Genomic DNA, 23,459 nt, shown 5'->3' with positions numbered 1-23,459 from the left:
TCGTGTCGCACCGGCGCGAGCGCCGGACCCCCGAACCGCAAGCCGTCCGCCGCCGCCAGGTCAAGCGTCCATCATTGAAAGGTAAGCACCCATGAGCTCTTCGGTACCCCGTGACCAGCTCCCTGCCCTTGGCTCTGCGCTCGGACTGACCGGCCGCACCGTGGTCGTCACCGGCGCCTCGAGCGGAATCGGCGCCGACGTGGCCCTCGGCCTGGCCCGCACCGGCATGAAGGTCATCGGCGTCGGCCGCCGCGCCGAGCCGTTGGCGCAGCTGGCCAAGACCGCCGCCGCCGAGGGCCTGACCTTGCAGGCCAAGTCGGCCGACGTGGCCGACGAGGAGCAGGTCGAGGCCGTGATGGAGGCCGCTGTGGCCGAGTTCGGCGGCATCGACGCGGTCGTCGCCAATGCCGGCATCGCGCACGTCGCGCCCGCTCTCGAGCACCCCGCCGACGCCTTCCGCAACGTCCTGGACACCAACGTGACCGGGGCCTTCCTCAGCGCCCGCAGCGCGGCCCGACGCATGCAGCGCGGCGGTTCGGTGGTCTTCACCAGTTCCAGCTTCGCCAAGCGCGGTTTCACCGACTGGGTCGCCTACAACGCCAGCAAGGCCGCGATCGGCAACATGGTCGAGACCCTGGCCAAGGAGTGGGCACCGCAGGGTATCCGGGTCAACGCGATGGCTCCCGCCGCGACGGTGACCGACGTCAACCGTTCCCTGTTCGAGAACCCGGACTTCGCCGCCGGTGTCGTGGCCACGATCCCGGGCGGTCGCCTCATGGAGCCCGAGGAGTTCACCCTGCCGGTGGCGTTCCTGCTCAGCCCGCACAACGAACTCCTGCTCGGTACCACCCTGTTCGTCGACGGCGGCCAGTCGCTCTAGAAGGAGTTCCCTCACATGCGCAAGGTTTTCGACGTCGATGGCGCGGACTTCCCGGACTGGTACCCCAGCAGCTCCGTGGTCACCGCCGGCCCGTTCGCCTTCACCGCCTCGATGAGTGGGGCGGACTTCACCAACGGCGGGCTGGTACCGGCCGCCGCGACCGCTCCGGGCCTGCCGTACTCCTCCGGCCACCCGGTCAAGCTTCAGGTCCGCGAGGCCTACCGCCGCCTCGAGACCGCCCTGAAAGCAGCGGGTTCCAGCCTCGAGGGCGGAGTGTCGATCAACCAGTGGCAGCCCACCTACCACGGTGAGGTCGAGCGCCACCCCACGCTGCGGGACCCGTACGGCCTGTTCTGGGAGGACTGGCGGCGCGTGGCCCACGCCTACATCCAGGGCCGCAACGAGTTCCTGCTGTCCGACCGCCCGGCCAGTTGCCTGATGCCGATGGACCGGCTGATCAGCCCGGCCTCGGACATCGAGGTCCAGCTGGTCTCCCTGCTCGAGGACGCCGGGATCACCAAACGCGCCTACGCCCATGACGTGCACAGCCCGCTCGGCGGCTACTCCGTCGGGGTCGAGGCCGGGCCGTGGGTGTTCAGCGCCGGTTTCATCGCCACCGACTTCGAGACCGGCCTGCACCCGAACGCCCGCGTTCCGCAGCACATCTGGTACGGCAACCAGGTCGCCGCCGAGACCGAGGAGACGCTGCGCCAGATCCGGATCACCATGGAGGCGGCCGGGGCGGCCTGGTCCGACGTGGTCAAGGTGGTGCTGTACCTGACTCCCGAGGGCATCCGGAACCTGCCTGCCGTGGAAGAGGTCTGGGCCCAGCAGTGGCCGGACAGCCCACCGGCCCGGGCGATCGTCCCGGTCTCCGGCATCGGCGGGGTCAAGCACGGCAACGTCGAGATCTTCGTGACCGTGGCCCGCCCGGAACACGGCGGCGACCGCGAGATCATCCACACCGACCGGGCTCTGACGCCCCTCGGCCACACTGTGCAGGCCGTTCGCTCCGGGCCGCTGCTGTTCCTGTCCACCCAGCTGGGCCGCGACGAGAACGGGCTGTCCGCCCGCGCAGTCGCCCTGCGCGACGGTCTGCCACAGGCCCGCCGGCACATTGCCGAGCAGGTCCGGCGCATCCACGAGAACGTGGCGGCGATCTGTGAGGCGGCCGGCACCTCGATCGAGAACACGGTCAAGGTGGACGGCTTCCTCACCGACTTCGTCGACCTGCCGGTCTTCCTGCAGACCTGGGGCGACCCGTTCACCAACGGCAGGCCCGCCAGCGGGTTCTTCGAGGCTCCACCCCGCTCGCACGAGATCCCGGCCTGCGACATCAGCGTGGACCTGATCGTGGCCATGTAGGGCCACTTACTGACCGAGCACACCCTCCAGGTTCCGGATCGGGGCGGAGGTGTGCTCGGTCAGGACCGCGGCCGCGGTCTGCGCCTGACCGGCCCGGACCGCCTGCAGCAGACGGTCGTGCTCGGCCAGGGCCTGCGCCCGGCGCCCGTCCCAGCTGTCGATGTCCCCGCGGATCTGCACCGCCGTCAGGTTCAGCAGGTCCGACAGCAGCCGGTAGACCCGGGGACGCCCGGCGGGAAGGGCCAGCGCCAGATGGAAGTCACGATTCAGCAGGACCCACTGCACCGCGTCCTCGGTCTGCCGCATCGCTTCCTGGGCCTGCTCGGCCTCGGCCAGCGCCTGCGCCGTCATCCGGGCCAGTGCATGCCCCAGGTTGTCCCGCTCGACCAGCAACTGCAGCTGGTAGATCTCCAGAAGCTCGGCCGGGGACATCTCCCGCACCACGGCGCCCCGGTGCGAGTCGATCTGCAGCAGCCCCTCCGCCGCCAGCGAACGGAAGGCCTCTCGCACCGGGGTGGTGGAGACCCCCAGCTCCTCGGAGACGTCCAGCTGCCGCAGCCGGTCACCGCCGACCAGCTCACCGGCCAGGATGCGCTCGCGCAGGATCTCCACGATCCGCGTCTCGGCCGTCCCTGAGATCGCTGCCGACCTTCTCAAGCTGTTCACCGTGTGCCACCCCTGGCTCTTCCCGCGCGTCCCAAGCCCGCATTCTGCCTCGTGAAGGGGAACCACCGTGACCCAGGAGTCCACCCGGACCGGCGCGCAGTCGCTGGAGCGGGCGATGGCGGTGCTGCAGTGCTTCGAGACGAGGCCCACGCTCGGAGCCACCGAGGTGGCCCGCGAACTGGGCCTGAGCGTCTCCACCACACACCGGCTGCTCAAGGCTCTCGGCCAGGGCGGGCTGCTGGTCCAGGACGGCAACGGCCGCTACTGCCTCGGGCCTCGCACGGCGTTGCTGGGAGCCCTAGCCGGTCAGCGGCTGGGCTTCGCTGCGGCCCGCCCCCTGCTCGAAGAAATCACCGGCGCGGCGGTGCCTTCACCGCGCTGACCGTGGTGCCTGGACGCTGTACTGGAGCGACCCCACCGCGGGGCGGCACATACGACGTGTGCTCCACGCACCCGAGCTGAACGTCTCTCATCGCGATCACAGCCTGAACTGGAATGCCAGGCATCTGGGCCGATCCGGCGTATTTGGTTCCTTGGGTTGGCCCGGACCACCGAAGCTCACCGGCGCTGACTGGCGTCCACGAGAATTTCAGCGATGACTCGTTGCTCAGCGGCGGCCGCGGCTGGAGTGTCAGCGGCGGCGAGCAGAATCAGGGCCTTCCACAACGCCCAGCCACGGGCACGCGCCCAGGTACCCTCGTCGGCGCCGATCCGCTCCCGAAACGCCTCGCGACTGCGTCCGGTCAGCATCGTCCAAGCGATCACCAGGTCGCAGGCCGGGTCGCCGACACCGCAGGTCCCGAAGTCGATCACCGCGGCCAGCCTGCCGTCGCGCACCAGAAGGTTCCCGGCGGCGATGTCGCCGTGGAACCACACCGGGCGACGGTCCCACGTAGGTTCCAGCGCTGCGTCAAGGACCGCGGTGACCGCATCGCCAGCAATCCGGTCCCCCAGGACGTTGATGGCCTCCCGAGCGTCCGGCGCGTAGCGCTCCAGCGGTCCTCCACGGAACCAGTTGTGCATCCCCGGCCCGGGGCCACCCGCTGGATCGATCAGCTGCAACGCTGCCAGGAATCCGGCCAGGTCGGTGGCGAACGCGGTGTCGTCGGTGACCGTGCCGGGCCACGCCGGCTCGCCATCGATCCACCGGTAGACCGACCACGGGTGACCGAACCCCTCACCGGGTTCGCCGTGAGCCAGCGGCACAGGAACCGGTAGCGGAACCTGGCCAGCGATGACCGGCAGCCAGCGGTGCTCCTTGTCGACGGCCAGGGCGTACTCGGCAGCCGTCGGCAGCCGTACAGACATGGCCGTGCCCAGGTGGAAAGTCTGGTTGTCCCAGCCGTTGCTGGCCACCGGGCGCACCTGTTGATCGGCCCACTGTGGGAACTGTGTGCGGATCAGGCGCCGGACCAGGTCGACATCGACGAGGCAGCGGTCGGCTACTGGCACGGTGTCGGGTTCGGTGGTCACCGCACCATCTGATCGCTCCGGCTGCCCGATGGCAATCAATTTGATGGTGCTGGAAGAGGGCGTCAAGATTCTCGGTGATGCTCGTTGCCCTGGCACTTACCTCAAGCGCCTGCGGCCAGCACTGCCTGATCCGCATCGATCAACTGGTCCCCACCCTCGGCCGTGGTGTCGAAGGACGTCGCCACCCATCACACGCGTATATGCTTGCCGCTGATGCCAGTTCGGGAAATTCCCGGGCGGCGAATCGTGATTGTGCCTCTCACCCGGCCGGGTTCACCGTAGCTCCGGCAGCCGGACCGATGTCCGGTCAGAGGCTCAGCATCTCAACGGCAAGGAGAACCGGAACATGGGGCAGCCTCAGATCATCACGGCGCCCGATCGTCAGGCGGTCGGGCGCGAGGCCGCCCGGGTCGTCGAGGCAGCGCTGACGGCAGGCGAACTCAGCACGCTGGGGGTCGCCACCGGCTCGTCTCCGCTGCCGCTGTACCGCGCGCTGGCCGCAAGTCGACCTGAAGGTCTATCGGAGATAGCTGCTTTCGCGCTGGACGAGTATGTCGGGCTGGATCCGCAGCATCCGGAGAGCTATCGCCAGGTGGTCCGGCGGGAGGTGACCGAGCCGCTGGGCCTGGATCCGCACAAGGTGCGGGTACCCGACGGCGCGGCCGAAAACCCGGCCCTCGCCGCGCGGATGTACGAGGAACAGATCGCCGCCTCCGGTGGTATCGACCTGCAGATCCTCGGGATCGGCGGCAACGGCCACATCGCCTTCAACGAACCGGGTTCAGAACGTATTTCACTCACCCGAGTGGTGGATCTGACGCCGGCCACGCGGATCGACAACTCCCGGTTCTTCGATCATCCCGATGAGGTCCCGCGCCAGGCCATCACTCAGGGCGTGGCGACCATCCTGCGGGCGCGCAGACTGCTGCTCGTGGTCCACGGGCCGACCAAGTCCGGGCTTCTGCGAAGAGCTTTCGAGGGGCCGGTCACGCCGGACTTCCCCGCGTCGTTCCTCCAGTCCCATCCACAGGTCACCGTTGTCGCCGATCAGGTCTCTGCGCAAGGGCTTTCCACGATCCTGGCTCCGGCCGCCCGGTAGTGAACAGGTCCCGAGGCGGTGGTAACCGCCTCGGGACCCTGGTCGCTGGCGGGTCAGGCGTTCGCCAGCGCTGAACCATCAGAACTGAACTGCGCCGCCGCGCCGAGAGCCACCGCGTCGGCGTCGAGTTTCCCAGGCACGACGTGCACCGGGATACCGCTGACGGGCGGTTCGCGGCGCACCTCGGCCTCGATCGCCGGCCCGAGCAGGTCCCAGGCCCGGGCCACGCCACCGCCCACCACCACCGTGCCGAGCCCGAGCAGCCCGAGACCGACCAGTACCGCATGACCCAAAGCCTGCCCGGCGGTGCGGAACACGCTCAGCGCGTGCGGGTCACCCTGCCGGGCCCGGAGTGCCACCTCTTGCGAGGTCACCGGAGAACTGGCCGAGAGCTCCCGGTAGCGTGCGCTGATCGATCGGCCGGAGGCCAGGGTCTCCAGGTGGCCGGTGCCGCCGCAGGTGCAGGGCAGATCCCCGTAGCCGGGCAGGTGCCCGATCTCGCCGGCTGCGCCGCTGAGCCCTTCGTACAGTTCGCCGTCCAGCCACAGCGCCCCGCCGACGCCTGTACCGAGCATGATGCCCAGCGCATGGCGGGCGCCCACAGCAGCACCGGCCCGGACCTCACCACGGATGAAGGCATTCACGTCGTTGTCCACCCGGACCGGCACGCCGAGCGCATCCCTCAGGGCCTGGCCGGCGGGGAATCCGGTCCAGCCGCTGAACGAGTCACTGGCCGCGACCACGGTTCCGGTCGACCGGTCGATCACCCCGGCCGCGCCCAGACCAGCAGCCACCAAGCGCCCCTCGGTGTTCCCGGTCAACGATCGGATCAGCCCGGCGGAGGTGTCGATCATGGCCTGCCCGCCCCTGGGGGTAGGGGCAGAGGCCCGGGCCAGCACCGAAAGATCCTCTCCCGAGCAGAGCACGGCCTTGATCGAGGTACCGCCGATGTCGATCCCGGCCACCAGGTCGTTTTCGTGTTCCAGGGCGATCACGCCCCGGCCGCGAGAGTCAGCCGGGCCTGACGCCGGATCTTCTGCTGATCCGGGTCCGGCACCGGCACCGCATCCAGAAGTCTTCTGGTGTAGTCGGTCTCGGGGTACAACAGGGTGCGCTCGGTCGGCCCGGTCTCGACCACCTCGCCGGACCGCATCACCAGGACCTGCTGCGCGACCCGCTGCACCACGGCCAGGTCGTGCGAGACGAACACGCAGGCGAAGCCCAGTTCTGCCTGAAGCTCGGCGACCACCTCGAGCACACTCTGCTGAACACTCACGTCGAGTGCGCTGGTCGGCTCGTCGGCGATCAGCAGCCGCGGTTTGAGGATCAGCGCCCGGGCCAGGCTCACCCGCTGGCGCTGGCCTCCGGACAGCTCCTGCGGGGCTCGTGAGGCCAGGGAGGGTGCCAGGTTGACTTGCTCCAGAGCCTCTTTCACGGCCGTGTCCAGGTCTGAACGGGACAGGCTGCGGCGATGGATGTGCAGCGGTTCGGCGATCGCCTGGGCCACCGTCATCCGTGGATCCAGCGACGAGGCCGGGTCCTGAAGCACCACACCGATCCCGGCCCGGAGCGCGCGCCCACCTCGTCCGGCCCTCAGCTCCTGGCCGAACAGTTCGACCGAGCCGGAGCGGGGTTTGATCAGTCCCAGGGCCACGCGGGCCGCGGTGGACTTGCCGGAACCGGATTCGCCGACGATGCCGAGGGTCTGCCCAGCCCGCACGGTGAACGAGACATCCTTCAGGGCGTGCACGGCGCCGGGGCCCCGGCCGTAGACGACGTTCAGCTTCTCGACGCTGAGCACTGCCTCGGTTTCCGGCTTGCTCGGCCGGATCTCGTCGGATGCCTCAGTGCGCAAACGGGGGACGGCGGCGAGCAGCTTCTGGGTGTAGGCGGCGGCCGGGTCGGTGAGCACCTTGCGGACGGTTCCGGTCTCGACGATCCGGCCCTGGTGCATCACCGCCACGGTGTCGGCGAAGTCGGCCACCACGCCCATGTTGTGGGTGATCAGCAGGACCCCGGTGCCCGAGTCCTTGGCCAGGTCGCGCAGCAGGTCGAGGATCTCGGCCTGCACGGTGACGTCGAGCGCGGTGGTCGGCTCGTCGGCGATCAGCAGCCTGGGCCGGTTGGCGATCGCCATCGCGATCACCACCCGCTGCCGCTGCCCGCCGGAGAGCTGGAACGGGAACGCCCGGCTGCGGGTCTGCGGCTGCGGGATACCCACCCGCTCCAGCAGTTGCACTGCTTCGGCCCGGGCCTGGGCCCGGGTGACCTCGCGGTGGTTGCGGATCACCTCGGCGATCTGATCGCCGACCCGCCGCAGCGGGTTCAGCGCGGTGGCCGGCTCCTGGAACACCATGCCGATCTCGTTACCGCGCAGCGCCCGCATGGCCTTCTCGTCGGCGCCGGTGGTCTCGGTCCCGCCGACCATGATCCGGCCGGTGGTGCGGGCGTTGCCCGGCAGCAGGCCGATGGTGGCGAAGCCGACCGTGCTCTTGCCCGAGCCGGACTCGCCGACCAGGGCCAGGGCCTCACCGGCGCGCAGGCTCAGGCTCACCGACTCGACCGCGGTGACCTCGTGGTCCTCGCCGCCGAAGACGACGTTGAGATTCTCGATCTCCAGGACGTTCTCGGCCGGGCTCATCGCCGTCCTCCGATCTCGAATGCGTCGCGCAGCCCGTCGCCGATCGCGTTGAACGCGCAGACCACCAGGATGATCGCGATGCCGGGCGGGGCGATCAGCCACCAGCGGCCGCTGAACGCCGCGTCCAGACCCTGGCTGAGCATGCCGCCCCAGTCGGTGTCCGGGGACTGGACCCCGAGACCGAGGTAACTGACGTACGCAACCAGCAGGATCGCGTCCGCAATCTGGAAGGTCGCCGCCACCACGATGGTGCTGAGGCTGTTGGGCAGGATGTGCCTGCCGATCGCCCGGGTGTGCCCGCCGCCCATCGCCCGCATGGTGAGCACGTAGTCGCGGCTGGCCAGGGTCAGCGTCTCGGCCCGGACCAGACGTGAGGGCACCAGCCAGGAGACCAGGCCGAGAATCACGATCAGGCCCAGGGTTCCGGGCGTCCAGATCGCCGAGACGATCAGGAGGAGCAGCAGGGCGGGAATCGCGATGCCGGCATCGACGATCCGCATCATCACGGTGTCCACCCAGCCACCGGCGTAGCCGGCCACCGCGCCCCAGACCGTGCCCAGCAGCATCGCCAGGATCCCGGCGCAGACGCCGACCATGAGCGAGAGCTGCCCGCCGAGCATCAGCCGCCCGAGCTGGTCGAAGCCGACCGCGTCGGTGCCCAGTGGATGCCCGCTGCCCGGGCTGAGATTCACCTGGGTCAGGTCGGTGTGCACTTGGTCGGTGGAGTGGACCAGCGGACCAAGGAAGCTCAGCGCGGCCAGCGCCAGCACCACGATCACCCCGGCCACGGCCAGCCGGTTACGGGTGAACCGGCGCACCGCCCGGGAGAACTCGGTGCGGGTGGCCGGGTCTGCGGTGAGTTCGGGAATCGGAACGCTCATGACTGCCCCACCTTTACCCGCGGGTCGATCAGGGCCTGGGCGATGTCGGCGAGCAGGGTGCCCACGACCGTCGCCACGGAGATCACCAGGATGCAGCCGAGCAGCACCGGGAAGTCGGACGACTGGGCCGCACTCCAGAACAGCAGGCCCATGCCCGGATAGTTGAACAACTGCTCCACCACCAGGGCGCCGCCGAAGGCGACCGGCACGTAGTAGCCGGCCATCGCCACCACCGGGGTCAGCGAGTTACGCAGGACGTGCCCCCACAGCAGCCGGGAGCCGCCGGTACCGCCCGCGCGGGCGGTGCGCACGTAGTCCTGGTTCAGGTTGTCCAGCGTGGCGCCGCGCATGTAACGGCTGAACACCGCGATCATCGCGGCGGCGCCGGTCAGGATCGGCAGGACCAGCCCGGCCGGCTCGGCCAGCACGGCCCCGGCCGAGGCCCCCTGCGGGGCCTGGGACGGGAACCAGGGCAGATTCAGGCTGAACGCGATGATCAGCAGCAGGCCCAGGAAGAACGCCGGGGTGGAGTAGGCGATCATGCTCACGCCGGTGATCACCTGGTCGGCCAGGCGATTGCGCCGGGCCGCCTGCCACATCCCCAGCGGGATGCCCACCAGCAGCGCCAGCAGGCCCGAGCCGGCGGTGATCACCAGGGTCTTCGGCAGCCGTTCGGTGATCAGGCCGGAGACCGAGGAGTTCAGCGTGTAGGACTCGCCCAGGTCGCCGGTGACCAGGTCACCCAGGTACGCCAGGTACTGGGCCGGCACCGGCTGGTCCAGGCCCTGCTCGGCGTTGAACGCGGCGATCTGATCGGGCGTGGCCTGGGCCCCCAGGATGCCCCGGGCGGGGCCTCCGGGCAGCGAGTGCAGCAGCCCGAAGACCACGACCGTGATCAGCAGGATCACCACCAGCGCCTGGAGCAGGCGCCGGATGAGGAACGAGGGCCAGGTCACGACCAGCTCCATGTGGCCGGGTGGAAGTTGGCCAGGCTGTCCTGGCTGAACCCGGTCAGCCCCTTCTTCACCACCGAGACCTGGTAGTCCGGGCTGGGCAGCCAGATCACCGGCAGGTCCGCGGCCAGCGCGGCGCTGTACTGCTTGATCGCGTCCGGGTCGGCGGAGGAGGTGGTGGCGTCGATCAGTTCGTCGACCTCGGCGTTGTCGTACGAGCCGAAGTTGGAGCCGCCGTCCGAGGCGAACAGCGACTCACCGGTCGGGTAGGCCGGGAAGTACCAGCTGCCGGCCGTGCCGAAGAAGGACAGCTGCCAGTCGCAGGCGGAGTCGCTGGGCTCGCACTGGCCGGTGCGGCTGAGCACGGTGTTCACCGGGGCGCTCTCGACGGTGAAGCCGATGCCGGTCTTGGCCAGGTCGGACTTGATCGCCGCCATCATGTTGTCGGTGACCTCGGAGCCGCTCTGGGCGAGCACCTTCATCTCGAACTTGGTGCCGGCCTCGACGCCCTCACCGCACTGGCCCGCGGCGGAGCCGGCGTCGGCGCAGACCGCGATGCCGTCGCTGCCGATCTCCCAGCCGTTGTCGGTGAGCAGCTTCTGGGCGGCGGTGGTGTCGAACGGGTAGGGGTTGGCCTTCTGCTCGTCGGAGATGAAGTCCGATTCCTGGCCCTGCGGCACCGGGCCGTACAGCGGTGAGGCGGTGCCGGACCAGATCACCTCGGACAGGCTGGTCTGGTCGATCGAGCGCTGGATCGCCTGGCGGGCGTAGGGCTGGGCGAAGACCTTGCCCATCGTGGGGTTGTTGAAGTTGTACGGCATGTAGGTGATCGACCAGCCGGACCAGGGCTGCACCTCGTAGCCGAGCTGGGTGAACCGGGCTTCCTGGTCCATGTCCGAGGCGCTGATGTAGCCGTAGTCGACCTGACCGCTGCGCACCGCGTTGGTGGCGGCGGCGGAGCTGGTGAACGGCAGCAGGTTGACGGTCTTGATCGCCGGGGCGGCGGCGCCGTCGTACTTGGCGTTGGCCTCCAGGACGACCTTGCCGTTGGAGTCGAACGAGCTGATCGTGTACGGGCCGCTGACCGTCTTCCAGATCTCGTCGGTGGCGTAGCCGTCCATGTCCTCGGCCTTGGAGATCAGGTAGTCCCAGATCTTCTTGGCACCGGCGGCGTCCCGGTCCTCGTCGCCGGTCTCGGCGTCGTCGCTGTCCTTGGCCCAGGCGTGGTGCGGCAGCGGGTTGATCTTGGTGAGCTGGTTGGCCAGCATCCACTCGGTGTTGTAGGCCTTGTCGAAGGTGATCGTGAAGGTCTGCTCGTCGACCGTCTCGAAGCCGGTGAAGTTGTCCGGGGCCTTGCCCTCGGTGTACGGCGCCCAGTCGGCCTTGTTGACGGTGACCAGGTTGTACCAGAACTCCACGTCCCGGGAGGTGACCGGGGTGCCGTCGCTCCAGGTGCGCTCGGCCAGGGTGATCGTGACGCTCTTGGCGTCGTCGGCGAACACCGCCTCGGAGGCCAGGCTGGACTCCTTGTTCCAGGCGATCGACCCGGTCGAGCCGTCGTAGGAGATCAGCTGCGGCCACAGCGAGTTGGCGATCGAGATGTTGTTCGTGTTCATGTGCCCGGCCGTGCTCAGCGGCAGGATCCAGTTGGGTGTGGTGTTCGGCGGCAGCGCGTAGTTGACGCTCGTCTTCGAGGAGTTCGAACCGGACGAACCCTCGTCACCGGACCCGCTGCAGCCGGCGAGCACGACGCCCGCTGCGACCAGGGCGGCGCTCACCGGCAGCACGCGGCGGCGGAACGGGGAAGCTGCTGCTCCGAACATGACTCTCCTCAGGACTTACGGCTTGCGACGGGCTCAGTCAACTGCTCGCAGCCCGCCGAAAAAAGAAGAACGAAGTAAAGAAAAGTTTCGTCGACGTTGAAAAAACTCATCGCCACACCATAAGCAGGCATCATGTGCTCAGACGACGGCCGTGCAGGCGTGTCCGGCACCGCCCCGAACGGGTGTGGCGCTGGTCACCGAAGGAAGGGAACGACTTTTTTCGATGACGGTGAGTCGAACGTCCCGGCGGGGCCCGGGACAGCGCGGGCCGATGTCGGCCCAGGTGCTGAAGCTCGTGGTGAGCGGCCGGGCCACCTCGCGGGCCGAGCTGTCCCGGCAGCTGAAGGCGGCGCCCTCGACCATCTCGGTGGCCGTGCAGGCCCTGCTCGAGCAGGGCCTGATCACCGAGGAGGGCACCGGCGCCTCGACCGGCGGCCGGCCACGCAAGATCCTGCGCCCCGGCGGCGGTGACCGTTATGCACTGGTCGCCGACCTCGGCGGCAGCCACGCCCGGATCGGCACGGTCGGGCCGGGCGCCGAGCTCACCGACGCGCGCACCATCGCCCTGGACATCACCCAGGGGCCTCAGGTGAGCCTGGAGCGGCTGGTGAGCGAACTGTCCACACTGACCGATCGGCCGGGAGTGCCCCAGGCGGTCGGGATCGCCCTGCCCGGGCCGGTCGACGTGCCGGGCGGATTCGCCGACTCCCCCTCACGGATGCCCGGCTGGGACGGGTTCCGGGTACGTGACTGGCTCACCGAGCGGCTCGAACTGCCGGTCGCGGTCGGCAACGACGCCAACTTCATGGCTCTGGGCGAACATTCCGTGCAGGACCCGGCCCGTCGGCAGTCGGTCACGGTCAAGGCGGGCTCGGCGATCGGCGCAGGCATCGTGATCGACGGCAGCCTCTACCAGGGTGCCACCGGCGCGGCGGGAGACATCACCCACGTCCGGGTCACCAGCGCCGGCCAAACCCCTTGCGGTTGCGGCAACACCGGCTGCCTGGAGACGGTCGCCTCCGGTGCCGCGCTGGCCCGGCTGCTGCGCGATCGGGGCGTGCAGGCGCACAACGCGGCCGACGTGGTGGCCCTGGTGCGCGCCTTCCACCCCGAGGCCGGTCTGCTGGTGCGCAACGCCGGGCGCGCGCTGGGCGAGGTGCTGGCCGCCAACGTCAGCTTCTTCAACCCCGACGCGGTCTACCTCGGCGGCGTGATGTCCACGCTGGAACCCTTTGTCGCCGCGGTCCGCAGCCAGCTGTACGAGTCCTGCCATCCCCTGGCCACCCAGCGCCTGGTGATCGAACAGGTCAGCCTGGGCGCCGACGCCGGGCTGGTCGGCGCCGCCCAGGCCGCCCTCAGCGCAGCCGTGACCCACGCCCTGACCACCGAGAACCCGTAGAACTGAGAATAAGGAACCACTTTCGTGTCACAGCTCCCCCGGATCGCGATCGCCGGCCTGGCCATCGAGTCCAGCACCTTCTCACCCGCCCGCACCGAGGCCGCTGCCTTCCACCCGATGCGCGGCGACACCCTGCTCTCGTCCTACAGCTTCCTGCCCGAGTACGCCGCGGACTTCAAGCCCGCCCTGGTCGGCCGCGCGCTGCCCGGCGGAGTGGTCACCGCCGCCGGCTTCGAGGAACTCACCAGCGAGATCGTGCAGCTGCTGAAGCAGGCCGGCCCCCTGGACGGCCTGTACTTCGACATCCACGGCGCGATGAGCGTCGAGGGCATGGACGACCCCGAAGTGGTGCTGCTGCGCCGGATCCGCGAGGTGATCGGGACGAAGCCGCTGGTCTCCACCTCGATGGATCTGCACGGCAACGTCTCCCGTGACCTGGTCCACCTCAGCGACCTGATCACCTGCTACCGCACGGCCCCGCACGTCGATGTCGTGCAGACCCGCGAGCGGGCCGTGCGCAACCTGCTCGAGCGACTGAACGGAGACCCGGAGCGGGCCCGCCCGCTGAAGGCCTGGGTACCCGTGCCGGTGCTGCTGCCGGGCGAGAAGACCAGCACCCGGATGGAACCCGCCGCCGGGCTCTACGCCCAGGTGCCGGTCGTCGAGGCAGGCGAAGGTGTGCTCGACGCGGCCATCTGGGTCGGGTACGCCTGGGCCGACGAGCCCCGCAACCAGGCCGCCGTCGTGGTCACCGGTGACGACGAGGACGCGGTGGTCGCCGGAGCCCGCTCACTCGCCGAGCACTTCTGGCGGGTCCGCGAGCAGTTCGAGTTCGTGGCCCCCACCGGCGACCTGAACGAATGCCTGGACGCGGCACTCGCCTCCCCCGCCCGGCCGTTCTTCATCAGCGACAGCGGAGACAACCCGACCGCCGGCGGCGCCGGCGATGTGACCTGGACCCTGGAAAAGGTGCTGGAGCGCACCGATCTGGCCGGCCGTACGGTGATTTACGCGTCGATCCCGGACCTGGAGGCCGCCGACGCCGCAGCCGCTGCAGGCGTTGGTGCCCACGTGCGTCTCGAAGCTGGAGCCCGGGTGGACGACCGGCACGCCGGCCCGGTCACGCTCGAGGGTGTGGTCACTGCGGTGCGCCACGGCGACCGGGACGCCGAGATCGAGGTTGTCGTGAAATGCGGCGCGGTCAGCGTCATTCTCACCCGCCGGCGCAAGCCGTATCACCACGAGCACGACTTCACCGACCTTGGGCTCGATCCCCGCTCGGCCGACATCGTTTTCGTCAAGATCGGCTACCTGGAACCGGAACTGTTCGACATGGCCTCGGACTGGCTGCTCGCCCTTACCCCCGGCGGCGTCGACCAGGACCTGCTGCGCCTGGGGCACCAGCGTATCGAGCGCCCGATGTACCCCTACGACGCCGACGCACCGACCCCTGATCTGCACCCCCGGCTGATTCCGGCCAGCAACCAGCCGCTTTCGGAGGTGCAGCAGTAATGCAGCTGGAGATCGCGGTCACCGGAGTGGCCGGTGCCCGGATCGCCGCTCAGCAGGGCGCCGACCGGGTAGAGCTCTGCACCGCACTGGAGCTCGGCGGGCTCACCCCCTCAGCCGCAATGGTAGACGCCGTGGTCGCCATCGGGCTGCCGGTTCACGTTCTGATCCGCAGCCGCCCAGGCAATTTCGTCTACACGCCCGACGAGGTGGCCGTACAGGCCGCCGACATCTCCCGAATGATGGACGCGGGGGTCGCCGGAGTAGTGATCGGCGCCCTCACGTCGGATCACGTGGTCGACGAAGCCGTGCTCTCGCACTGGGTAGGCGCGGTCTCCGGGCGTGTGGAGGTCACCTTTCACCGAGCCGTCGACCAGGCCGCCGACCCGGTAGCCGCTGCCCGCTGCCTAGCCGACGCCGGGGTCGCTCGGGTGCTGAGCTCCGGGGGCGCGGCTCGTGCCGGAGAGGGCGTCGCGGTCCTGGAGCAGATGCGCCAAGCCGCCCCCGGCCTCGGAATCACCGCCGGTGGCGGTGTTCAGATCGCCGACTTCCCCGCTCTGCGCTCTGCCGGGGTAGAAGGAGTGCACCTTTCCGCCAAGAAGATCGTGCATCCAGCCCACACCGGCTCACGTGTCGCCCTGGGAGTTGCGGACGACGCGAGCCACTGGGAGACCGACCCGGATCTGGTGGTCGCAGCCCGAGCCGCGATCTGACCAGGCACACGCTCGTTCGACGCGCCGGCCGGGCTCACCCGACGAAGTCACTGAACTTGCGCGGGAGCCCGGTCGGTCGTGCCCGTTCTCGGCCAGCAGGCCGGCAGAACTGGATGTGATCGGCTCGATCCGAAGACCGAGGTCATGGTAAGGATCCAGCCGTAGTCCCGTGAGTCGTTCTCGCAGTTCGACTTCGGGGACGGGCCGACCCGTACAGCGCAACAGCTCGCTCGACACGCGCCACAAGATCCTGAGCCAGAAGCACCCCAAAATCAGGCGGGTGACGGCACCCCGGCGAGTACCGCGGACAGCAGGCCGGGCCAGCGCTCGTCGAGTTCGTCGCGCCGCAGCGACAGCTGGCGTTCGCGACCGCTCTGCACCGACCGGGTGACCCCAGCCTCGCGCAGCACCTTCAGGTGGTGCGACCGCGTGGACTTCGGCATGTCCGGCCCCACCGACGCGCACACGAGCGGCACCTCACCGTCGCGCCAGGCCGCCAGCTGACCCACGATCTCCAGGCGAACCGGGTCGCTCAGGGCGAAAAGGACTGACGGCAGGCTCAGCTCCGCGACGTCGGGATGCCAGTACGTGCTGCTCATGCGACCACCATAACCCCGGCCGGACCAATCGTTCGACTTTTCTGGAACCTAGGCCTACTCTTCGACAGTTCCATTTCAGTCGAACCTTCTTGGAGGGCCCGATGTTCACGCATTCGCGTCGGGCGGCCGGATTCTGGCTGGTCGCCCTGACCTCGGTGGTGTTCCTCGCCGCCGCCAGCGCCCCATCGCCCCTTTACGTGGTCTACCAGCAGCAATGGCACTTCGGAGCGCCCACCCTGACGCTGGTCTTCGCCCTCTACGCCATCGCCCTGCTGATCACCCTGCTCGTGGTCGGGGGCCTGTCCGACTTCGTCGGGCGCCGCCCGATGATCCTCATCTCGCTGCTACTCGCGCTCGCCTCGATGGGCGCGTTCCTGCTGGCGAACGGTGTGGCCGGGCTCATCGTGGCCCGCGCCCTGCAGGGCGTCGCCACCGGCGTCGGGCTTGGGGCCCTCAGCGCCGCCCTCGGCGATCTGGCCCCGGCCGATCGTCCGTCGCTGGCCGCCGGACTCAACGTCGCCTCGCCGACGTTCGGGCTCGCGGCCGGCGCGCTGCTCTCGGGAGTGCTGGTGGAGTTCGCGCCACGCCCGACCACCCTCGTCTACGAGGTACTGGCCGTCTTGCTGCTGATCCTGCTGGCCGCGATCGCGGTCGTGCTGCCCCGCGGCGACGGTCGCCGGCCCGGAGCGCTCGCCAGTCTGCGGCCCACCGCGAAGGTCCCGCCCAACGCCCGGGCCGCCTTCCGCAGCGCGCTGCCGGTGATCATCGCGACCTGGGCCATTGGCGGACTGATCCTCTCACTGGGCGGATCCCTGGCGGCCTCTGTCTTCGGGGTGCACAACCACGTGATCGGGGGCGTGGTGGTGACGGCGATGGCCGGAACCGGATCGCTCGCGGCCTTCCTGGTGCGCGGACGCCCTGCCCGCTGGACCATGCTCGCGGCATCGTGGGTGCTGGTCATCGGGATGGTGGTGCTACTGGTCGCGATCGCCAGCACCACGATCGCAGTCTTCTTCGTCGGCCTGGCCCTGACCGGAATCGGTTTCGGGGCGGGCTTCGTGGGCGCGGTCGGTTCGGTGACGCAGCTGGTGCAGCCGCACGAACGGGCCGAGCTCATGTCGGCGGTCTACGTACCCAGCTACCTCGCGTTCGGAGGGGCCGCCGTGCTGGCCGGACTGGCCGTACCGCAGTTCGGCCTGCGGCCCACGACCACCGGATTCGGCCTGGTGGTGATCGTTCTCGCGCTGACCGCGGTGGGGTCCAAGCAGCGGGCCCGGCGGGCGGCGAGCGGTCAGGTCACCCGGGTCACGCTGCTGCGGCCTTCGGCGCCGCAGAGTTCTTCAATGGGAGACGACGCGGAGACCGCAGCGGTCAGCGAACCGGTGCGGTAGCCCGCTTTCGGAACTCCAGTCGGCCTCTGGTGACCTCGTGGTAGGCGCCAACCCCTCGAGGCCGGCCAGAACGCCTTCTACATCGCACCGACTCGCTGCTGGAATGCCTCGGTGGCCCCACTCCGTACCGGCTGTCCTGACGGCGCGAGGATCGGGGCGCTGCGCTCCACCACGAGGACGTCATCTCTTGCGGCTCCCGGCCAGTGATGCTAAAAAATCGGCGCGGCCCTCAGCAGGCACCGACTGTGTCACCTGCTGTGGCAGACACGCCGAAGCGATGTGGTCACCGAGTTCCGCTCGGGACCCCCTTCATGGAGGTGGTTGAGATGCTCGCGTGCACGGACCTTTTCCGTGACTCGATCGGTTACTCAGCAGATCTTCGAGACGGCGCAACACCCGGCCGGGACGCCCGTCGACACCACCGCGGAGGCGATCCGTTCCGCCCGCCGACACGTCGGCTGCTGTGAACGCGTCCCCCGTCGGGGACCACGGATCCGAGCAGCGACGGACTCTGCCCGAAGGGTGCTGAGGACTCACCTCGTTCCCTGCGAGCCGTTGCCAGGTAACTGGGACCCTGCGGGTTCCACGCCAGCAAACCGCCGCACCCTGGCCTCTGGGCCGATCCGACATGACGTTCTTGCACCCTGCAGACAGGCGATGCCGTCACCACGTCTCACGGTGAGAACCAATGAAGGACGAAGCCCTTCGCCGGGCCTTGCCCGGTCATGACCTGATCGACGACCTACGGAACCGCCATGAGTGACAACGACTCCGCCTCCGAGGCAGGCGGCAATACTGCACCCTCGCCCCTACCCACCTGGAATCATCTGGCGCAGAACCTGATCCGCACATCGCAGCTACTGCACGCGGGCGGCGAACCGGAACCCACCGTTCGCACCATCGTGGAAGCAGCGCCGCGGCTGGTCCCCGGTGTACAGGCCGCCAGCGTCATATCGACGCGGGCGATCCACCAGGTCGGCGACCTTGCTGCCGTGCCGTGCTGGGAGGAACAAGGGCCGGCCTCCGTCATCCTGACCGGAGAAGCAGAACTCCTTGTCTTGCCGGACCTCGCGGACGAGGGGGTGAAGCACCGCTGGCCCTCCTTCACCAGGAAGGCACATGAGCTGGGATTTCGCGGCCTGATGAGTCTGCGCCTGTCCACACCGACCCGCAATTTGGGAGCACTCAGCCTGTACTCGCGCCACGAGAGCCCTTTCGGAGAAGTAGAGCAGCAGGTCTCGCAACTCTTCGCGGCACAGGCAGCCCAGGCCTGGGCCCACGCCGTGCACATTCAGGAACTGCACGAGGCTCTGGAAAGCCGTGATGTCATCGGCCAGGCCAAGGGCATGCTGATGCAGCGGCTCTCGATCGACGCCGAGGAGGCCTTCTCAGTTCTGTCGCGCCTGAGCATGGACACCAACATCAAGTTGCGCCAAGTCGCCGAGCAGCTGGTCGGTTCCGGCCTTCAGGCCCCGGCCCGCCAGAGCGTTCCCCGTGACTGACCGCCCAGATCAGCGCGACCTGCACCGGATCCCATCAGGCTGACGCGTCTGCGTCCTCATCCAGGACGTGTCGCTTCCAGTAGCTGCGTCACTCATCATCTTCTGTCTGCGGCACCTTGCCCTGCTCAGCCAGGCCGGGCCGGACGCATCCCTCTCCTACACATACAGCCGGCGTCCAGCCTCACCCCGTCAACAGTGGACGTCGTGGTGAGGTCTGCGCCTGCGGACCCGCCACGCAGACCTGGCCGATCCTGCGTTCGCTGCTGTGCTCTGGTGCGGGCTTGATTCAGCGGGCCAGCCAGCCTCCGTCCACGGGAAGGACCACGCCGTTGATGTAGTCGGCGGCGCCTGAGCAGAGGAACAGGAGCGCACCGGCGATGTCCTCGGCCCGGGCCCAGCGGGTGGCCGGGATGCGGGCCAGGATCTCCTTGCTGCGTTCCGAGTCCTGCCGCAGGTCGTGGGTGTTGGCCGTGGTCAGGTAGCCGGGTGCCACGGCGTTGACGTTGACGCCCTGTCCGGCCCATTCGTTCGCCAGCGCCTTCGTCAGGCCGGCGACCGCCGACTTGGACGAGGTGTAGCCGGGAACGTTGACCCCACCCTGAAAGCTGAGCATCGACGCCAGATTGACGATCTTGCCGGAGCCGCGATCGAGCATCGTCCGCCCGACCTCCCGGGAAAGCCCGAACGTCGATCGCAGATTCACGTTGAGCACGTAGTCGAAGTCGTCGTCGGAGTGCGCCGCCACGGGGGCCCGGCGGATCGTGCCACCGTTGTTGACCAGGATGTCGACCTGGCGCCCGGCCAGGTCGGCCGCGAGTTCAGCCACCGCGTCCCGGGCCGAAAGGTCAGCGCGTAGCGGGGTGAAGCTGCGTCCCACCCCTTCGACGGTGGTGCGAGGCCCGCTCTCGCCCATCGGCAAGTCTCTGCTGACCCCGATGATGTCGGCTCCGGCCGAGGCCAATGCTCCGCGATCGCCAGTCCGATGCCCCTGCTGACGCCGGTCACGACCGCGAGCCTGCCCTCCAGGCTGAAGCTGCGGGCCAGGTAGGCGGTGGGGTGCTGACTGGGTTCGTCATGGCGGGCTTCTCCTGGTGGCGCGGAGGGGTCAGGGGGTGTAGCCCTGCTGCTGGATCCAGGCCGTCTCGGTGCGCAGCCCGGCCAGCGTGGTGATGGTGTTCGGGGTCCGGGCCGGTGGTCCGACCCGGGAGGGCATCCGGTACGGCATGTCGGAGTCCGCCCGGATCAGGTAGACGATCTCGTCGCCATTGACCGCGCCGACGTGGACCGTGCAGTGCACCCGGTCCACCAGGGCGTCCACGAAGGGCCAGGCGACCGCCTGCCCGTTCGGGTAGGGAGTGGCCGTCACCCGGGGCCGCAGCGGTCTTGGGGCGTCCCCACCCGCCGGTGCGTCGATCGACGGAAGACAAGGGTGTTAAGGCCGGCGACCAGGAGCAGCCTGAAGTTCCACGGGGCGATCTCCCGATCGGCGATCACCCGTGAGGGATCGAGGCCAGGGTGATCAATCGTTTCCGGTATCCGCCCCTCTCGTCGTGGGATTGAGGCAAGCGAAAAACAATCACTCACCGACACCTTCCACAAAGGTTGTGCGAATCCAGGGAGAGCTTCGTTACCTTTCCGTCCCGTCGCCGCGGCGGCCATTCATCGGCAGGGAGGAGACCGCCAGCTGGACAGTCTTTCCGTGGTGATACTTTTGACCGATCGGTTCCGGTGGCACTGCCACGATGGGCGGAAAACACCTCGACGCAAGTTGTATTCCCTGTTCAGGACCTTCCGGAGCACCTCATTTGCCGCCAGGCTTGCAGCTACCTCACAACATCCATAGCTAGCGACGCGGGAAAAATGATGCAGGAAAAGCTGGTCACGCATGCTGCAGTGCGGGCCAACCACCTCGTTCTCATGACGACCACGGGAGGCCAGGGCGAGAGATCCATCCCTCCACCGGTTGAACGGGAAGGATGAAACACTTTTCGCCTTAGCGCATCCGGCTCCGCACAACTGAGCGAATTGTCGGACGCACTGTCCGAATCCACAGTTGCGCAATCGTGTCGACGCTCGGACGACTTCGTGCTGCCCCCGTCCCGGCCAGGCCAGCCCTTGCCCCAAAACAGCTCCCGATCTATCGAATCGCAAAGGAATGCGTCGTGAGCACCTCCATGGTCCCCTCCATCACCGTGATCATTGCCTGCAGGAATGCCGCCAACACCCTATGGCTTCAGCTTGAGGCTCTGGCGGCGCAGACCTACGAGGGCCGCTGGGAAGTCATCGTCAGCGACAACGGATCAACAGACTCCTCACGCGCTGTGGCCGAACGGTTCCGAAGCCGCCTTCCGGAACTTCGCATCATTGATTCCTCCCGAACTCCGGGTGCTGGTCCGGCTCGCAACGCCGCTGCCGCCTACGCCCAGTACGACTACCTTGCCTTCTGCGACGCAGATGACGAGGTCACACCGACCTGGCTCTCGGCCATTTCCACGGCCCTGACGGAGAATGATTTTATTGCAGGACGTTTCGAGACGCTCAAACTGAACTCACCGCGAACGAGAAGATCGCGCGCCCTTCAGCAGCAATCCGGTCTCCAGGAATCACCTTTCGGACCAGGGCTGCCCCACGCAGGTGCGGGGAACATGGCGCTACGCCGCGACGTGTTCCAGTCGGTCGGCGGGTTTGACCCCTCGGTCGGAACGCTCGAAGACACCGACCTGTGTTGGCGCATCCAGAAGGCAGGTAAGAAACTGACTTTCGTGCCTCAGGCCATCGTGCATGTACGACTTCGTACTTCTCTGACCGGGATCTGGCTTCAGGGGCTGGGATATGGGCGCGCGTACACCCTCCTGGAACAACGGTATGGTGCGAACACGCCGACCAGCGAGGCAGTACCCGCGTCACGTTCCATCGGATCGCGTTTCCTCAAGCTGCTGCGGGCGACTCAGCATCCGGAGGCGCTCCTGTGGAAGATCGGCTGGCATGTTGGTCATCGCACCGCGAAGGTTCTGACCCCGAGCGCCAGGACCTGATCACCACTACCCCGCCGAGCCCACCTGGGCCGATGTCGTCGGCCATCGCTGCTGCCGAACGTGACGAGGTCAGTGGCCCGGCAAGGAAGCCTACGCCGATAAGCTCGGCCCATGGAATGGGCCGAGTTGGAGCACGCCGTTCATGTCGCGATGGTGGACGCCGTCGGTGAGCGGGATCTGTTCGCGGCGGCGCTGTACTTCGTCTACCGCGAACAGGACGCGGTCATCCGATTCCCGCTGTTCGGCGTCGTCACCCGTCCCGAGTGGGAAGACCTCGGCGAGGCCCAGTGGAATCCGCACGACTGGTCCGACGGCGATGTGCCGTGGCTGAATGACGACGAGATCGCACGCTGGGAGCGGGAACTCGAGGCTGCTGAGGTCCTTGGGAGGCAACCTTCCGCCGATTCATGGACACTCTCGCCCGGGCCTGTGTGAGCGCTCGTCTGGATCTCGGGTTCCCGGTGCTGACGCTCGACGACGAGCTCTGGGAGGAGCTCATCCGGCAGGTACTGCCCGCGTCGGAGGTTGACGAGCTGTTTCCTGAACTGGCAGAGCACGCCTCCGAGCTCACCCGCCTCCAGGCCCTGCCCCGGGCCGAACGGGCGCTCGAGCTGGCAGCGCGACTGGGCTCCTGGGAGGGAGTGGTCCAGGGCGAAGAGGCCGAGGTGCTGCCGCGAGGGCTTGGCCGGGATGCCCGCGAAGCGGTGACACCGCTCCTGCACCGTACGGGCGAGGCCTGGCGGGCCGCGAAGATCCTGGCCGACCTCGGCGACCCGGAGGCCGTCGAGGCGCTGAGCGCGGCCCTGCCCTGGCTGAAGACCTCTGACCAGCGGTGGACGGCCATGGCGCTGTCCCGGCTGGGCCGCCTCGACCTTGTGGTCAATGTCCCCGACGATGTTCGGGCAGCCGCGGTCGCTGCCCCCTACCTCGGCTTCCGTGACCACGCCGTCGTCACCCTGCCCCTGGACTACCGCCAGCTCGAACAGGCTCTGCCCGAGCTGGAAAGGCTTCTGCACGAGGAACTCCGTCCGGGCGCCGCCTACTGCACCATCACCCCCGACGAGGTCCCGATCGCGCTGGCCGCCCTCGGCTCCGAGCACGTCGTGGTCCGGCGGCACGCAGTCTGTGTGCTGGGAGAGAAGCGGCTGGGACAGGAGGAGATCCACCCGGCGCTGATGCGGGCGGCCGAAGAGGACACCTCACCAGACGTCCGCCGTCTGGCCCGCCTCTCACTCGAATACCTGGGCTGACTCAGACGCTGCCTGCTGATCGGAAGCTGCGCAGGTAATCCTCGGCTCGATCAGGGCCTCTGGTGTTCCTGATCGAGCCGAGGACCGTAGCCCGGGCGATCCGCGAGATCCAGCAACTGCCGGATCCGGCGTCCGGGCTCTCCAGGGTTCCTCGGCCCCGACGGAATCGAGTTGCCCAGGGCGATCTTCGAGTACATCGAGATCTTCCATGACCCAGCGCTGCCACTCGGCGCTGGGTTGACTGACGTCCATCGAAACGAACTCCGAATCGACACCGTCA

General features: G+C 68.6%; 21 protein-coding genes and 1 pseudogene. 12 read left to right on the top strand and 10 right to left on the bottom strand.

Features of this window, described 5'->3' with window-relative positions; genetic code table 11:
- Positions 1–91 precede the first annotated feature (91 nt).
- On the top strand, positions 92–880 hold the full coding sequence (locus LR394_RS23905; protein WP_231446058.1) for an SDR family NAD(P)-dependent oxidoreductase: 789 nt from the start codon (positions 92–94) through the stop codon (positions 878–880).
- Between the two features lie 15 nt (positions 881–895).
- A complete protein-coding gene (locus tag LR394_RS23900; RefSeq protein ID WP_231446049.1) occupies positions 896–2,245 on the top strand; it encodes a RidA family protein in 1,350 nt (449 codons plus the stop codon).
- 6 nt (positions 2,246–2,251) lie between these two features.
- On the opposite strand, the gene LR394_RS23895 is transcribed toward LR394_RS23900, so the two are convergent.
- Positions 2,252–2,902: a GntR family transcriptional regulator gene (locus tag LR394_RS23895; RefSeq protein WP_231446042.1), complete on the bottom strand. Its 651-nt coding sequence runs from the start codon at positions 2,900–2,902 to the stop codon at positions 2,252–2,254.
- A gap of 76 nt (positions 2,903–2,978) precedes the next feature.
- Here LR394_RS23895 and LR394_RS23890 point away from each other — a divergent pair, with 76 nt between their 5' ends.
- Positions 2,979–3,293, top strand: coding sequence for a helix-turn-helix domain-containing protein (locus tag LR394_RS23890; RefSeq protein ID WP_231446039.1), 315 nt, complete (start codon positions 2,979–2,981; stop codon positions 3,291–3,293).
- 176 nt (positions 3,294–3,469) lie between these two features.
- On the opposite strand, the gene LR394_RS23885 is transcribed toward LR394_RS23890, so the two are convergent.
- Entirely contained in the window at positions 3,470–4,384 is a 915-nt protein-coding gene (locus LR394_RS23885) for an aminoglycoside phosphotransferase family protein (RefSeq protein WP_231446031.1), read from the bottom strand.
- A gap of 346 nt (positions 4,385–4,730) precedes the next feature.
- On the opposite strand from LR394_RS23885, the gene LR394_RS23880 reads away from it, so the two are divergent.
- On the top strand, positions 4,731–5,483 hold the full coding sequence (locus LR394_RS23880) for a glucosamine-6-phosphate deaminase (RefSeq protein ID WP_231446029.1): 753 nt from the start codon (positions 4,731–4,733) through the stop codon (positions 5,481–5,483).
- A gap of 53 nt (positions 5,484–5,536) precedes the next feature.
- Here LR394_RS23880 and LR394_RS23875 read toward each other — a convergent pair whose 3' ends face one another.
- The 5 genes from LR394_RS23875 to LR394_RS23855 are packed head-to-tail and all read right to left on the bottom strand — an operon-like array spanning position 5,537 to position 11,781.
- Positions 5,537–6,478, bottom strand: coding sequence for an ROK family protein (locus LR394_RS23875; protein ID WP_231446022.1), 942 nt, complete (start codon positions 6,476–6,478; stop codon positions 5,537–5,539).
- Positions 6,475–8,124 carry an ABC transporter ATP-binding protein gene (locus LR394_RS23870; RefSeq protein ID WP_231446020.1) on the bottom strand — a complete coding sequence of 550 codons (1,650 nt, stop codon included), beginning with the start codon at positions 8,122–8,124 and terminating at the stop codon, positions 6,475–6,477. Before LR394_RS23870 ends, LR394_RS23875 begins: the two co-directional genes overlap by 4 nt.
- On the bottom strand, positions 8,121–9,005 hold the full coding sequence (locus LR394_RS23865; protein WP_231446018.1) for an ABC transporter permease: 885 nt from the start codon (positions 9,003–9,005) through the stop codon (positions 8,121–8,123). Before LR394_RS23865 ends, LR394_RS23870 begins: the two co-directional genes overlap by 4 nt.
- Positions 9,002–9,961 (bottom strand): ABC transporter permease, encoded by a 960-nt coding sequence (locus tag LR394_RS23860; protein WP_231446015.1) that lies wholly within the window; start codon positions 9,959–9,961, stop codon positions 9,002–9,004. Before LR394_RS23860 ends, LR394_RS23865 begins: the two co-directional genes overlap by 4 nt.
- The gene (locus LR394_RS23855; protein WP_231446013.1) at positions 9,958–11,781 is read right to left on the bottom strand and encodes a peptide ABC transporter substrate-binding protein; all 1,824 of its coding nucleotides are present in this window, start codon (positions 11,779–11,781) and stop codon (positions 9,958–9,960) included. Before LR394_RS23855 ends, LR394_RS23860 begins: the two co-directional genes overlap by 4 nt.
- 223 nt (positions 11,782–12,004) lie before the next feature.
- Between LR394_RS23855 and LR394_RS23850 the strand changes: the two genes are divergently transcribed.
- Genes LR394_RS23850 through LR394_RS23840 form a run of 3 tightly spaced genes read left to right on the top strand, consistent with a single transcriptional unit; the run spans position 12,005 to position 15,402 of the window.
- Complete coding sequence (locus LR394_RS23850) at positions 12,005–13,180, top strand: ROK family transcriptional regulator (RefSeq protein WP_231446011.1); 1,176 nt, start codon at positions 12,005–12,007, stop codon at positions 13,178–13,180.
- 24 nt (positions 13,181–13,204) lie between these two features.
- Positions 13,205–14,692: a M81 family metallopeptidase gene (locus LR394_RS43150; protein ID WP_231446009.1), complete on the top strand. Its 1,488-nt coding sequence runs from the start codon at positions 13,205–13,207 to the stop codon at positions 14,690–14,692.
- Positions 14,692–15,402 (top strand): copper homeostasis protein CutC, encoded by a 711-nt coding sequence (locus LR394_RS23840; RefSeq protein ID WP_231446007.1) that lies wholly within the window; start codon positions 14,692–14,694, stop codon positions 15,400–15,402. Before LR394_RS43150 ends, LR394_RS23840 begins: the two co-directional genes overlap by 1 nt.
- Before the next feature lie 272 nt (positions 15,403–15,674).
- Here LR394_RS23840 and LR394_RS23835 read toward each other — a convergent pair whose 3' ends face one another.
- Complete coding sequence (locus LR394_RS23835; protein ID WP_231446005.1) at positions 15,675–16,001, bottom strand: ArsR/SmtB family transcription factor; 327 nt, start codon at positions 15,999–16,001, stop codon at positions 15,675–15,677.
- Positions 16,002–16,102: 101 nt separating this feature from the next.
- Here LR394_RS23835 and LR394_RS23830 point away from each other — a divergent pair, with 101 nt between their 5' ends.
- Together LR394_RS23830 and LR394_RS23825 are read left to right on the top strand one after the other, a co-directional pair.
- Complete coding sequence (locus LR394_RS23830; RefSeq protein ID WP_231446003.1) at positions 16,103–17,392, top strand: MFS transporter; 1,290 nt, start codon at positions 16,103–16,105, stop codon at positions 17,390–17,392.
- 755 nt (positions 17,393–18,147) lie between these two features.
- The gene (locus tag LR394_RS23825; RefSeq protein ID WP_231446001.1) at positions 18,148–18,894 is read left to right on the top strand and encodes an ANTAR domain-containing protein; all 747 of its coding nucleotides are present in this window, start codon (positions 18,148–18,150) and stop codon (positions 18,892–18,894) included.
- Between the two features lie 286 nt (positions 18,895–19,180).
- On the opposite strand, the pseudogene LR394_RS23820 reads toward LR394_RS23825, so the two are convergent.
- A pseudogene (locus LR394_RS23820) lies at positions 19,181–19,938 on the bottom strand (SDR family oxidoreductase).
- 61 nt (positions 19,939–19,999) lie between these two features.
- On the bottom strand, positions 20,000–20,260 hold the full coding sequence (locus tag LR394_RS23815) for an IclR family transcriptional regulator (RefSeq protein WP_231445999.1): 261 nt from the start codon (positions 20,258–20,260) through the stop codon (positions 20,000–20,002).
- A gap of 796 nt (positions 20,261–21,056) precedes the next feature.
- Between LR394_RS23815 and LR394_RS23810 the strand changes: the two genes are divergently transcribed.
- The 3 genes from LR394_RS23810 (at position 21,057) to LR394_RS23800 (ending at position 23,179) form a co-directional block, all read left to right on the top strand.
- Positions 21,057–21,929 (top strand): glycosyltransferase, encoded by an 873-nt coding sequence (locus LR394_RS23810; RefSeq protein ID WP_231445997.1) that lies wholly within the window; start codon positions 21,057–21,059, stop codon positions 21,927–21,929.
- Between the two features lie 111 nt (positions 21,930–22,040).
- Positions 22,041–22,364, top strand: a complete 324-nt coding sequence (locus LR394_RS23805; RefSeq protein ID WP_231445995.1) for a hypothetical protein — start codon at positions 22,041–22,043, stop codon at positions 22,362–22,364.
- Positions 22,337–23,179, top strand: a complete 843-nt coding sequence (locus LR394_RS23800) for a hypothetical protein (RefSeq protein ID WP_231445988.1) — start codon at positions 22,337–22,339, stop codon at positions 23,177–23,179. Before LR394_RS23805 ends, LR394_RS23800 begins: the two co-directional genes overlap by 28 nt.
- The last annotated feature ends 280 nt before the right edge of the window (positions 23,180–23,459 follow it).

The organism is Kineosporia babensis, assembly GCF_021129305.1.
GTDB lineage: Bacteria > Actinomycetota > Actinomycetes > Actinomycetales > Kineosporiaceae > Kineosporia > Kineosporia babensis.
This window is presented reverse-complemented; position numbering and strand designations above follow the sequence as displayed.